The sequence below is a fragment of the Sporosarcina ureae DSM 2281 genome, assembly GCF_000425545.1.
Classification (GTDB): domain Bacteria; phylum Bacillota; class Bacilli; order Bacillales_A; family Planococcaceae; genus Sporosarcina; species Sporosarcina ureae.
Window position 1 is genome coordinate 69118 of record NZ_AUDQ01000003.1, and the last position, 13063, is coordinate 82180.

The 13063-nt window shown below is 40.6% G+C and carries 14 protein-coding genes; 1 reads left to right on the forward strand and 13 read right to left on the reverse strand.

Annotation, left to right across the window (positions count from 1 at the left end; all coding sequences use genetic code 11):
- Nucleotides 1-17 precede the first annotated feature (17 nt).
- The 13 genes from der to H605_RS0104240 form a co-directional block, all read right to left on the reverse strand.
- Nucleotides 18-1328 carry a ribosome biogenesis GTPase Der gene (gene der / locus H605_RS0104180; RefSeq protein ID WP_029053052.1) on the reverse strand — a complete coding sequence of 437 codons (1311 nt, stop codon included), beginning with the start codon at nucleotides 1326-1328 and terminating at the stop codon, nucleotides 18-20.
- 130 nt (nucleotides 1329-1458) lie between these two features.
- A complete protein-coding gene (gene rpsA, locus H605_RS0104185; protein ID WP_029053053.1) occupies nucleotides 1459-2607 on the reverse strand; it encodes a 30S ribosomal protein S1 in 1149 nt (382 codons plus the stop codon).
- Between the two features lie 80 nt (nucleotides 2608-2687).
- Nucleotides 2688-3272 carry a lysophospholipid acyltransferase family protein gene (locus H605_RS0104190; protein WP_029053054.1) on the reverse strand — a complete coding sequence of 195 codons (585 nt, stop codon included), beginning with the start codon at nucleotides 3270-3272 and terminating at the stop codon, nucleotides 2688-2690.
- A complete protein-coding gene (gene cmk, locus H605_RS0104195) occupies nucleotides 3269-3946 on the reverse strand; it encodes a (d)CMP kinase (protein ID WP_029053055.1) in 678 nt (225 codons plus the stop codon). The genes H605_RS0104190 and cmk overlap by 4 nt, the downstream gene beginning before the upstream one ends.
- 76 nt (nucleotides 3947-4022) lie before the next feature.
- Nucleotides 4023-4664: a flagellar brake protein gene (locus H605_RS0104200; protein WP_029053056.1), complete on the reverse strand. Its 642-nt coding sequence runs from the start codon at nucleotides 4662-4664 to the stop codon at nucleotides 4023-4025.
- 66 nt (nucleotides 4665-4730) lie between these two features.
- Complete coding sequence (locus H605_RS0104205; RefSeq protein WP_029053057.1) at nucleotides 4731-6014, reverse strand: PepSY1/2 domain-containing protein; 1284 nt, start codon at nucleotides 6012-6014, stop codon at nucleotides 4731-4733.
- A gap of 22 nt (nucleotides 6015-6036) precedes the next feature.
- Nucleotides 6037-6834 carry a spore cortex-lytic enzyme gene (gene sleB, locus H605_RS0104210; protein WP_029053058.1) on the reverse strand — a complete coding sequence of 266 codons (798 nt, stop codon included), beginning with the start codon at nucleotides 6832-6834 and terminating at the stop codon, nucleotides 6037-6039.
- A 97-nt stretch (nucleotides 6835-6931) separates the two neighbouring features.
- A complete protein-coding gene (prsW, locus tag H605_RS0104215; RefSeq protein ID WP_029053059.1) occupies nucleotides 6932-7612 on the reverse strand; it encodes a glutamic-type intramembrane protease PrsW in 681 nt (226 codons plus the stop codon).
- Nucleotides 7613-7692: 80 nt separating this feature from the next.
- Complete coding sequence (locus H605_RS0104220; RefSeq protein ID WP_029053060.1) at nucleotides 7693-8655, reverse strand: YpdA family putative bacillithiol disulfide reductase; 963 nt, start codon at nucleotides 8653-8655, stop codon at nucleotides 7693-7695.
- 28 nt (nucleotides 8656-8683) lie between these two features.
- Complete coding sequence (locus H605_RS0104225; protein WP_029053061.1) at nucleotides 8684-9448, reverse strand: metallophosphoesterase; 765 nt, start codon at nucleotides 9446-9448, stop codon at nucleotides 8684-8686.
- A 100-nt stretch (nucleotides 9449-9548) separates the two neighbouring features.
- Complete coding sequence (locus H605_RS0104230; protein WP_029053062.1) at nucleotides 9549-9863, reverse strand: hypothetical protein; 315 nt, start codon at nucleotides 9861-9863, stop codon at nucleotides 9549-9551.
- 148 nt (nucleotides 9864-10011) lie between these two features.
- Nucleotides 10012-11451 (reverse strand): RecQ family ATP-dependent DNA helicase, encoded by a 1440-nt coding sequence (locus H605_RS0104235; RefSeq protein ID WP_029053063.1) that lies wholly within the window; start codon nucleotides 11449-11451, stop codon nucleotides 10012-10014.
- Nucleotides 11451-12479, reverse strand: a complete 1029-nt coding sequence (locus tag H605_RS0104240; protein WP_029053064.1) for a YpbB family protein — start codon at nucleotides 12477-12479, stop codon at nucleotides 11451-11453. Before H605_RS0104240 ends, H605_RS0104235 begins: the two co-directional genes overlap by 1 nt.
- Nucleotides 12480-12592: 113 nt before the next feature.
- Here H605_RS0104240 and H605_RS0104245 point away from each other — a divergent pair, with 113 nt between their 5' ends.
- The gene (locus H605_RS0104245) at nucleotides 12593-12850 is read left to right on the forward strand and encodes a ferredoxin (protein WP_029053065.1); all 258 of its coding nucleotides are present in this window, start codon (nucleotides 12593-12595) and stop codon (nucleotides 12848-12850) included.
- Nucleotides 12851-13063 lie beyond the last annotated feature (213 nt).

The window sequence follows — 13063 nt, forward strand, 5'->3', positions numbered from 1 at the left end:
CCTTTCTGTTTGCGTAGTTAGCTTCTTGCTCTCGTGATTAAGCGGATTGGTGTACCTTCAAATCCAAAAGCTTCACGTAATCTGTTTTGTAAAAAGCGTTCATAAGAAAAGTGCATAAGTTCTGGTTCGTTGACAAAGACCACGAATGTCGGTGGCTTCACAGCAACTTGTGTTGCATAGTAAATCCGCAAACGACGTCCTTTGTCTGAAGGTGCAGGATTTCTAGCTACTGCATCTTCTACTACCTCGTTCAAGACACTTGACTGAATGCGCATTGCATGATTTTCGCTGATCAATTGGATATTGGAGAATAATGTATGCACACGTTGCTTCGTTTTAGCTGAAACAAAGAAAATAGGCGCATAATCAAGGAATCTAAACTGATCACGAATATCATCGATGAAGTTATTCATCGTCTTATCATCTTTTTCAAGCGTATCCCACTTGTTGACGACAAACATGACACCTTTTCCTGCTTCTTCCGCAAAGCCAGCTACACGCTTGTCCTGCTCACGAATACCTTCTTCTGCGTTCATGACAATCAAGACAACGTCAGAGCGATCAATCGCTTTTAAGGCACGTAATACACTATACTTCTCTGTGTTTTCGTATACTTTCCCTTTTTTACGCATTCCGGCAGTATCGATAATTTTAAATTCTTGCCCTTCTACTACTTTTGTAGAGTCAATCGCATCTGTTGTCGTTCCAGCGATATCGCTAACGATCACTCGATCTTCACCAAGTAACGCGTTAACAAGTGACGATTTTCCAACATTCGGACGTCCAATTAAACAGAACTTGATGGAATCATCTTCCTCTTCCTCTAAGTTCATATCTTTAAAGCTCTCTGCGACTGCGTCCAATAAATCACCAAGACCTAGCCCGTGTGATCCAGATAGTGGATATGGCTCGCCAAATCCAAGTGAGTAGAAATCGTAAATCATATCTCTCATTTCTGGATTATCTACTTTATTCACTGCCAATACGACAGGCTTATTCGTTTTATACAGCATACGTGCAACCTGTTCATCTGAATCTGTCACACCATCTCTACCATTCGTCAAAAATATGATGACGTCAGCTTCTTCAATGGCGATTTCAGCCTGCATACGGATTTGGTCAAGTAATGGCTCATTACTCAGTTCAATACCGCCTGTATCAATTAAGTTAAATTCATAATTCAACCAATCTGCTGCGCTGTATATACGATCTCGCGTTACACCGGCAACGTCTTCTACGATAGAAATACGTTCGCCTACGATCCGGTTAAAGATTGTCGACTTACCGACGTTGGGTCTTCCTACTATTGCTACTGTTGGTTTTTTCATTTTCTTTCATTACACCCTTCCGACCTATCTTTAAATATTATACACAAAAAGAATGATGATGCATATGAAAGCATCATCATTCCCGTTACGCTAATTTATCATTTGTGGCTAGTTTATCACATTCTGAAGATTATTTTTGGAATTTCTTTAGTTGATCGCCGATGACATCCGCTAAAGAGAAGCCGGTTGTTTCTTCAGGCATTTCATAACTAAAGTTTTCTTCACGTGCTTCTTGAGGCTTTTCGATAAGATCTTTAATACTCAATGAGATACGTTTTTCTTGTGGATTTACGTCCAATACTTTTACTTGTATAGACTGTCCTTCTTCCAAGACTTCTTGTGGTGTACCGATATGCTCATGTGCAATACGTGAAATGTGTACGAGTCCTTCCACGCCAGGCAAGATCTCAACGAATGCACCATATGCTACAAGTCGTTTTACCGTACCATCCAGTACAGAGCCGACTTCTGCCTTTTCTTCGATGTTTTCCCATGGTCCAGGCAATGTATCTTTAATGGATAGAGATACACGTTCTGCATCACGGTCAACAGACAATACTTTGACTTGGATTTCGTCTCCTTCTTTCAACACGTCCGACACGCTTTCAATATGTCCGTGTGAAATTTGAGAAATGTGTACCAAACCATCTACCCCACCGATATCAACGAATGCGCCGAAAGAAGCGATACGTTGGACTGTACCATCTAAAATGTCACCTTCTTGAATCTCAGAAAGTGCAGCTTCTTTTTTCTGCTCGTTCTGCGCTTGGACCACCGCACGGTGAGACAAGATCAATCGATTCTTTTCTTTTTCCATTTCCACGATTTTAAATGTCATCGTACGTCCTTTATAATCATCAAATGATTCAACGAAGTGATCTTCTACTAAAGAAGCGGGAATAAATCCGCGAACGCCAAGGTCGACAACCAGTCCGCCTTTCACTACGTCCTTTACTTCTGTTTCGATGATTTCACCGCTTTCAAATTTCTCTTCTAATGAATCCCATGCATTTTCCGCATCTACTTGGCGCTTGGACAAGACGTACGCCTCGTCTTCCACTTTAGTAATCGCCAACTCTAATTCGTCACCGACTGAGACTGCATCTGCTGCTTTTTCAATATGCAAGCTAGAAAGTTCACTGATCGGAATCACGCCGTCAAAAGGAGCACCAGCGATTTCAACCGTCACCGATTTCTCTTCAACTTTTGTCACTACACCCGTTACGTGTGCACCTTCACCGTATTCTTTAACTTCATCCATATTCATCTCTTCAGTCATATGTAGCCCTCCTCCATAATGAATCCTATCTCTATATTATGCGAATTGAGACTTAAAAACAAAAAATTACACTTATTCTTTTATTTGTACTGTTCTATCAACTTAGATATCTCTGCCATAATCGCCTCTGTTACCTCTTCAGCAGATGCTTTTCTTTCACGATAAGCCGTCATATCCATAGCTTCTCCATACACGACTTTTAGTTGCGAAAAGGCTTTATACGGTCCAATGATTGCACAAGGAACGACTTTCGCCTCTCCACCTTTTAACGCAAAGAATCCTGCGCCTGCCAAACCTTTTCCAATCTCTCCCGTTTTGCTTCTCGTTCCTTCAGGGAAAAGGCCTACCACTTTGTCTTCCCGTAATAGTTTAATGGTTTTACGGAATGCTTCTCGGTCACTCATGCCACGTTTTACAGGATATGCCTGTACTTTTGGCAACAACGTTTTCAGAACTGGCTTATCAAATAGCTCTTCTTTGGCCATAAAATGAACCGTTCTCGGACATGTAATACCGACTATAGGCGGATCTAAATTATCTATATGATTCGTACATAAGAGCACGCCGCCTTGTTTCGGGAAGTTTTCTTTGCCGATTACCTTAATTCGATAAAGTGGATAGCAAACAGTACCAATCAAAAATTTGCCAAGTGGATATAAATTCATTGAGCTAACCTCTTTTCGGCATATTCGACAATACTATTCGTCACTTCTTCTATTGTCTTCCCTGTTGTGTCAATTGTAATCGCATCTTCTGCTTTTTTTAATGGAGAAATTTTACGTTCGCTGTCCGCTCGGTCTCTCTCGCTAATTTCCCTTTTCAATGTTTCATAATCCGACTTCATTCCACGCTTTTGTTCTTCTAGTAAACGACGCTCTGCACGCTCTTCTACAGAAGCTGTCATGAAAATTTTTAATTCCGCTTCAGGTAAGACGGCAGTACCTATATCCCTGCCATCCATTACAACGGATGATTCTGCTGCTAGATTTTGCTGTTTAGCGACCAAGAGGTCACGGACAGATGTTAAAGCCGCTATCGCTGAGACATTTGTAGTCACTTCGTGCGAACGTATCGCATCGGTTACCTCTATACCGTCTAACAAAACTTTTTGCACTTGTTCATCCGGTTGCAATTCAATTTCTGTTTGCGCAATCAATCGTGTGATTTCTTCCTCATTGCGCAGATCTATGGCGCTTTGAAGTACTTTGTAAGTAATGGCACGATACATGGCTCCTGTATCGATATACGTATATCCTAATTTTTTAGCTACCAATTTAGCAATTGTACTTTTACCTGCCGCTGCCGGTCCGTCAATTGCGATTCTCATTCCAGCTGTCATGATGAAAACCCCTCCATTTACGCCTTTATTGTACCATAAGCAAAAAGGAAAAGTCTGCTCTCGACAGACTTTCCCTTTAGCTATTTCGTAATTCTAACTGTCGTTCAAAGCAATAGCGGATAATGTGTTGTCGATCTTTGTCGTCTATTTCATTAAACGTGAAAGAGCTCAGTCTGCGCTTCTCGCTTTCCCAGTTTCTGACTACTCTCGCTTTGCATGAAACATATTTGATTTCTGACTTCGAGAAATACAATACGATCAGTAATTTCACCTCTGTATTTTGCGTGAAATAATCATGATCTTTCATATTGACTGCTAATCCGCCAGCGCTGAGATCCAACGATACCAATTGCAACGATGTGGAGTCTGCCTGTAACGCCACGTCCAATGACGTATCGACACGAACAAATTCTCTTCTTTGGATCTTCATCAAGTTTTGATCACCAGGATATTTCAGTTTAAGCATCGGTATCGTTTGGTTGACTCGACTATGCACCTCGGTACGAAATGCGTACGACATCTTATACTGATCTACAAATGTAACGAGAAGCTGTGTACCATCTATGAAGAATGCTGTTTTGCCCGTCATCATGTTAATAGGATAATCCATCATGAAGTGCTCTTCACCTTCAATATCCACTACTCGACATTTAAATTTCTCCGATTCCTCGGTATAATCTTTTTCTAATGTTAATACCGTCCCGATACTTAGTCTCATTTCTCCACCTGCCATTCGTCCTATACTTTCATTATGTCATGTGGAGTAATTTTTTCCAATCCTTTTTTATTGTTTTTCTGTTGTAATGACTTCTAACGTCTCCGTGTCAACGAGAATCTTGTACGTCTCCAAATTTTCTTCTCCAGAAACGATTGTTAAATAATGCGCCAGGCGTTGCTCCTTTTGACTATTTTCTACGTATGCAAGCTCCTGAGCCATTACTGTAACATCCGGTCTAAAGAACGTGTGCCACTCCGCTGTACGAATAGGCTGTGGTTTCGGCTGTTCTTTACGAATGTATTCAGACGCATTCAGACCGATCACTTCACCGTTGTCTTTCGCTAATTTGATATGAATCGGGTCTGAGAATACTTTGGCATCATTTTCAGGAGACACCCTAACGTAAACAAAGTGCCATGCGTTATCATTTTCTCTAGCCTCTTCTAAAACTAGATCCTTATACTCCGCCTTCTGTAAAAACTCATCAGCCATTTTCTCTAACTCTTCATATGATACTGTTGGCTTACCCATGCGACGCTCCACGAGATACGACAGAACATGTCCACCTTTTTCAGTTAAATCTAAATAGCCGATTGAAGAGTTTTCCGCAAAACGAATATGGTAAAACGGATATGGCGCACCTTTTCTACTTTTTTCCGCTGCAATGATATCATTTGACACACTCGGCAGAAGCTTTTTAAATTTTTGAATCGCCTCGTCCTCGGTAATTTTCTTTTCTTTAATATTACGCAACTCTTTTTTCTTTTCTGCATCGGACTCACTTGCTGTTAAAGGAAATACTGCTTCTGTATATTCCATAACGGACTCGCCCATTTTGGACCAATTTGCCTGACCATCGGGTGAGTCACGCAATTTTTTCTCCCAGTTGCTCATGGACATTCTTCTTGAAAACATATCTTTTGTCGCCAACTGCCATTCACTTGTCAGTTCATTCAAATTCTCTGAAGCACGCTTCATCACACCATAATATTTATCTGGGTCACCTTGTTCTGTAGATTCCTTTGCAAAATTCCCTAACCGTCCTAAATAATTCATCCAAGAAGTAGAGAAACTTTCATCTACAGGAAGTGAGGAAATAGATGATTTGATGTCTGAAGATAAACGCCAAATATCTTCCCGTTCTTTTGCAGAACTTTTCTGATCTTCAAAAAGTAACGACTTGTTTACTGCTTCTTCCAACTCGCCAAGTTTTTGTGAGGCATCTGTCATACTTTTAGAGTATTGGCCATTCAATGCAATCGATAAATCTTCATTTTCACGCACCGTTCCAAACGTATATATCCCCAATACAATAAATGCATAGGTCAGTATGAAAATCATTTGCTTCATAATAAGCTAGGTCCTCCTTTCTTTAGTCACAAAATATGTGTAGACCGATTTTCTTTATTTGCGGTCTCGACCAAATCCATTTACTAGTAGCCGTTATTGGATTGAAATAGTAAATTGCGTTTTCTGAAGGATCCCAGCCGTTGATCGCATCGATGACCGCTTCTTTCGCGCGCTCATTCGGAGTTAGCCAAATCTGTCCATCCGCAACCGCAGTAAACGCTCCTGGTTGAAAAATGACGCCACCAATTGAATCAGGAAAATCTGCATGTTCGACCCGATTTAAAATAACCGCTGCTACCGCCACTTGTCCTTCATATGGCTCTCCACGAGATTCACCATATACTGCATTGGCCAATAAATTAATATCTTGATCGGTATATTTAGGTGGTGCTTGCATTTGGGTTTGCGACTGCTTATGTGGCGCACTTCCCTTTTTCACTTGCGATTCCAGCGACTGACCACCATAATAAGTAAATTGGTGTCCTTTAGCTATCTGACCCTTTACATACTTTTCATCGTAATCAGAAATTCCTTTTAACTTCTTCTGGGTTCCTTTACCTGCAATTCCGTCAAGCGGTAATCCGTATTGCTCTTGGAAATTGCGTAATGCCCAGTAAGTTCCATATCCGAAATTACCATCAATTTCTCCATGATAGAAACCGATATATTGAAGCCTTGCTTGCAACTCAATGACATCGTCTCCTTTTGCACCTTTGGCCAAATCACGTCCACTGAATGCTTCACTATGACTCGCAAAGAAAGAAAACATCATGATGCCTGCCAGTAATAAAAATAGGAAGCGTTTTGTAATTCGCTTCATCGACATCCACCTCCAATAAATTATGCTTCCTTGTAGTTTGTCCAATATTCAGTATTTTATAAGGCAAAAAATCCGTCTGATTTCCTCAGACGGATTTCTAAAAGTTTGATTGATTTCTTTTTCTAAATTGTTGCATCGCAAAAGTGTGCGCGTACTTCACTCGCGTCAGCCCGAACCACCAAAGGAACAACATGAAAGGGATTATTAAATACAGCCAATAATCATAGGTAAATAAAATCGAATTGTAGAGTACATGAAGCAAGAATGGCGCCAAAAATGCAACGGTAATCCATTTCGCTTTTTCTGACACTGCAGAAAACTTAGCTTTACCAAAGTAATATCCCATGACGACACCAAATAACGCGTGACTTGAAACTGGTAATAATGCACGAATAAAAGCTGTATCCAAACCGAAAGACAGTAAATATAAAATGTTCTCTACTGTAGCGAAGCCGAGCGACACACTTGCTCCATATAAAATTCCATCATAGGCATCTTCAAATTCGGTTGTTTTATAAACAAGAATAAAGATAATAATCCATTTAAAAAATTCTTCTAAACTGCTCGTAAATAACACATTGTGAAAAAAATCATTAGTAAATACGTGCTCTTCTTCAAATACATGCTGGATAAACAAAATGGGAAATGTCATGATTGCACCGTAAATGAATGCATGGAATAGCGTCTTGGATGGCTCCTTGGCAATTTGTTTACGTAAATACAAATAACTGAAAAGTGCCAGCGCCGGCGCTATTGCGACTGTCAGTAAAATAAACATAGGCGCCTCCTCATGTCGCTAGTATATCACATCCTATACGATGAAAACCGCCTGACCTAAAAGGCAAGCGACTCATCCATTCACTTATTTTGTGCAATACATTGCGCAATCATTCCACCATGGAAACGACCATTTTCGATGAAAATTTCATTAGCATTATTACCTGCTGCAATGACACCTGCGATGAATAAATTAGTAACGTTCGTTTCCATCGTATCTTCATTGAAAACAGGCCGTCCAGATTGTTCATCAACATCAATACCTATTTTACGTAAAAATGCATGATCCGGGTGATAGCCGATCATTGCAAAGACATAATCGCTTTCAAGATTAAATGTCGTTCCTTGCTGATTGACGGTAACCGCTTTTTCAGTAATCTTCGTTACACACGCGTTAAAATGCATATCGATTTGACCGTTACGCACTAAACTATCAAAGCCAGGCAATATCCAAGGTTTCACACTTTTCGAATACGTTTCATTTCGATAAAGGACTGTTACATGCGCACCTGCACGTTGTAATTCCAGCGCTGCGTCGACAGCGGAGTTTTTCCCACCAATGACTGTCACTTTTTTATTGAAGTACGGATGTGCTTCTTTGAAGTAATGGTAGACAGTAGGCAAATTCTCTCCTTCGACATGTAAACGATTCGGTTGATCATAATAACCTGTTGCCACTACGACATATTTCGCATCATAAACGGCTTTATTCGTTGTCACGACAAATCGACCATGCTGTTGATCGATATCTTCTACTCGCTCATGACTGTTGATCTGCAAGTTTTCGATTTGCGCAACGGTTCTATAATAGACTAGTGCATCATTACGCTTTGGTTTATCGATTGCTGTAATGAACGGCGTCTTGCCTATCGATAATTTCATACTGGAACTAAAAAATGTTTGGTGAGTCGGATAATTATAAATGGAATTCACGATATTTCCTTTTTCGATCACCACTACCGACAAACCTATATTTTGTAATTCAATTGCCGCCGACAAGCCACATGGACCGCCACCGACAATTACTGCATCTACAGAATTCATGATATCTTCTCTCCTAATTTTTTGCGTTCTAGTAATGAACTTCTACTACATGACATTCGGGTTTCGCACCGAAACGCAACGGCACCATCGTCGTTCCGTAGCCATTACTAATTAATTTCGCTCTGTTTCCCGTCGTCTCGAAACGACCAAGGTCTTGCATACCCCAAGGCCCCAGTCTAATCTGGCCTCCATGTGTATGGCCGGCAAGAGATAATTCCGGTTGCAACTTTTCTTCAAACTTTCGAAAATACGAAGGATTATGTACAGCAAGGATTAGATGATCATATCCTTTTGCAGAATCCACGGCCTGATCAATCTCTACTTTTCCGTTATTTGGATCTTGCAGCCCACATATACCGAAACATGGATGGTTCGGTATCGATGCAGTACTGTTAACCAGCACTTTGCCACCAACTTGTTCCATCACACGTAGTATATTTTCTGTACCTACTTCTTGGTCATTATTGCCGAAAATATAAAAAATCGGTCCTATCGAAGCGAGTAAGCGCATGTTGCGTTTAATTCGCTCAATTGGCACGCCACCTTCTGCTACGTCTCCACCGACAATCACTGCATCAATAGAACGCGTACGTAAATCATTAATCAGCCGCTGAGGAATACTGCGCCTGTGAATATCCGAAATAAAGAACACGTTCAATTTATTAGTTGGAGTGGAATTAATATGTAACATATGTGTAAGCACACGATTCCGATGGGCTAAGGCATACATATACGTCAGCATAGTTGTCGCTGATAAAAAAACTGATAATCCCGCTATTCGAACCTTTTTCATTAGTCAACTCCCATAGAAAAAAGCAAAGCGTCTACTTTGCTTTTGTAGTAGTAATTTTCATTAGTAGTATAGCAAGAATCCAATAAAATCCCTAACCATTTTACTGCACGTAGGAAACGGCATGCATGTAATCTATTATGGCCGGGTAAAACCCAACCGATAACTCGACTTTTTCAACAGGTACTTGATCGGGAACGTCAGGAGAATAGAGATCCGATAATACATAGAGTAGTATAACAATAGGTATTAAAGTAAAAATCGCCAGAAAAATATTGATGACTTTCACACGACCATATTGCTCCTCTTTCTTCTTTCCGTGTACTTCAGCACGAGAAGGAAGTTTATCAAAAGGCACTTTTTCTTTAATCTCTCTTCGCTGCTGTTCAAAATCCATTTTATACTGTTCGTTTAACATGTCTAATTTCTCCTTCACACCGCATAATGTCTGTTGCTATTATATGATGTAATTCCTTTGTTCATCCGTGAAAAGTACGTCCGCTCACAAACTCATCTATCTCTATTATGCCGAATTTTGTCTAAAAAGTAAATACAGACAGACTGCTTCAACCTAATAATTGATGCAGTCGTTCCCGCCATTGTAACGCTTCAACTACTTGTTCAGTCGACGTTTCCGACTTAATCAGCCAATCATCATCAAGATTTTGACAGTTTGAACAGCAATCCGCTTCTGCAGGTGAGGTGTTTTCACCAAAAAACTGCACTAATTTTTCTCGCAAACAACTATCACTTTTTACATAGCACTCCATTTCCGCAATTTGTTTCTCTTTCACTTGATATATTTGGTGAATTTGTCGAATGACATTTTCAACATCAGATTGCTCCAAATAATAATCAAGTAAACGACTGGCAACTTCGGATAGTCCAGCTTGTTCAGCAGCCAATTGACTCTTAGTCTCTGATTGCAGTAAAGAATGATAATAAAGAGTTTGCTGTTCATCTGGCAGATCTTCATAGACTATGAACTTCACTTTCTGTATATCCCGCTTACTATACAAAAGAGTGGCCGCAGCTTTTTCCCCGTCACGTCCTGCACGTCCTACTTCCTGGATATAAGCGCTTGGCGTAGCAGGTAAATGCTCATGAATAACTTGCCGAATATCATCTTTGTGAATACCCATGCCAAATGCATTGGTAGCACAAATCCACTCAAGTTCACCTTGTACAAATTGTTGTTGAATGATGGATCGTTCATCCTGTTCCTTGCCACCGTGATAGCTGGCTGTCGGAATTCCAGTTTCTCGGATCATAGCCGCAAGTTCATCCGCACGTTTCCGTGAAGCTACATAAATAACACCAGGACCGATTGTCGTAGCAAGTCTTTGTATAATCCACTCTGTTTTTACCCATTCATTATCCATATGCATAACTCGATACGATATATTCGGACGATCGATTGACTGTCGTTCGATGTGAGGTTTTCTCATGTGTAAGTAAGTTGTAATATCTTCCACTACTTTCTCATTCGCAGTAGCAGTTAATGCCAGCACTGGAGCTCTTTCTAAAACTGAGAATAATTCCTTTAATCGTAAATAGTCGGGCCTGAAATCAAATCCCCACTCTGAAATACAATGGGCTTCATCTACTACAAAAAAAGCAATAGGCAATTGTTGAACAAGCTGTCGAACATGTTGTTGCATCACCATTTCAGGCGATAGGAAAATGAATTTATAGTGCGCTAAAGTAGAAAGCGCCAATTCCTTTTCCTGCCTCGATAAAAATGAATTAATAGCGACAACCCGCTTCTCTTTATGTTTTCGCAAGTTAGCCACTTGATCTTCCATCAACGCAACGAGAGGAGAGATGATAATCACTGCACCATCGACCATGTATGCAGGTAATTGATAGCAAAGTGACTTACCCGTACCCGTCGGAAAAATTGCCACGGTATCTCGTCCAGCTAGCAACTCGGTAATGACTTCTTGTTGTCCAGGTCGAAATGATTCATAACCAAACTTTTGACGCAACACGTCTTGAAGTTCCATCAACTCTCACTCCTTCCGATCATGATGATTAATCGCAGTTGGAAATACGATAATTCTGGGCACTGCTGTTTCAACAAACGCAAACGTTTAGTCTGCAACTGTTCAACATGACGCCAAACTACATCTATTTGTTCTTCCGTTATAAAATCTTTATATGGAAAGCCATCCATATTCGATGCCATTTCAATGAAATGATCTTCTATTGTACTTAATTTCAAATTTCGTAAAGAAGCAATTTGCTCTACCGAATAGCCCCGCTCGAATAGTTTCCGTGTCCGTTCTGCAGATTGCGTCAAATATGTGTCCACTTTACAGCCTGCCGCTAATTCTGTCAGCAACGGCAGGTTGGGTCGCTGTTGTATGAAATCGAGCATAATATGTAATGCTTCTATATAGTACAATTGTAGAGTCTTAACTGGTAGATTTACACGATCTGTCATCTGTTCCCAAGTAGACGCAGTGAGCCGGTACCCCGTCAATCGACTGCTCACTATCATACGTTGTAAATCTGTTAATGAGGAGTTAGTTAGCACATGTTCCAATTCTTTTCGCAATGATGTAGATAGGCTGATCATGCTACTTGATTGATTACGTAAGAACCCTTTGACAAATTGCTGGGTAGGCAACTCCTTCTGGATTGGCATGAACGTTGTTTCACTACTGCGTAAATTGGACAATGTCTGAACTAGCAACGCCAACCGTCTGGCGAACTCCCTTTCTCGCCCGCGGTAATTCCAGCCATTAAATCGCCACATTTCGCTACCTGTCGCCATCTGACCTTTTGCTGTCACATAGACGAGTTCATTTATATATATTAGGCCGTCCGCTTGCATCCGCTCTAACGCTTGCTGGAATTCGCCTGCTGTCAATTGTGGCAACAATGCATAGTATGATTTGACTTGATAATATTCAACGTCCTGTAACGTCTGTCCCGATCGTTTTCCACGAAGTATATGGTAGACACCTTGCGCTGAACGCTCACCATGGAGACGTTGGAAGATCGTTAATAAGATGGAATCGAAACTCATTTGAGCTACCCCCCTGAAGAAATAACGTTTTTTTGTTGAAAAGTGATGAAAACAGCTTTAGAATAGAGTAGATACAAAATAGGTTGAGTGAATGGAAGAAGGGAGAAAGACAAATGTCTAGCAAAAAGTATACGATTGTCGATCAGGATACATGTATAGCCTGCGGGGCGTGCGGGGCTGCTGCGCCGGATATTTATGATTATGACGATGAGGGGATTGCATTTGTTATTTTAGATGATAACACGGGAAACACTGAAGTTCCAGAAGAACTGATGGAGGATCTCGAGGATGCATATGATGGTTGCCCTACCGATTCAATTAAAATTGCGGATGAGGCCTTCGAAGGCGATCCATTAAAATATGAAGATTGATTCAATCCCGACAACACTTCCTACTATTGGATGTGTTGTTTTTTAATACGTTGAATTAATTATAAGGTTGGCATTAGTATTGGCATGGGGTTTTGCATTTAATATGTGAGTGAACTAAGTGTATCTACCTTTTATGTAAGGATTGCAACGGAAGATGTACGCACCCCACAGCTGGAGTGGAAATTCACTGACGTTACTATATCAATTTCTCTT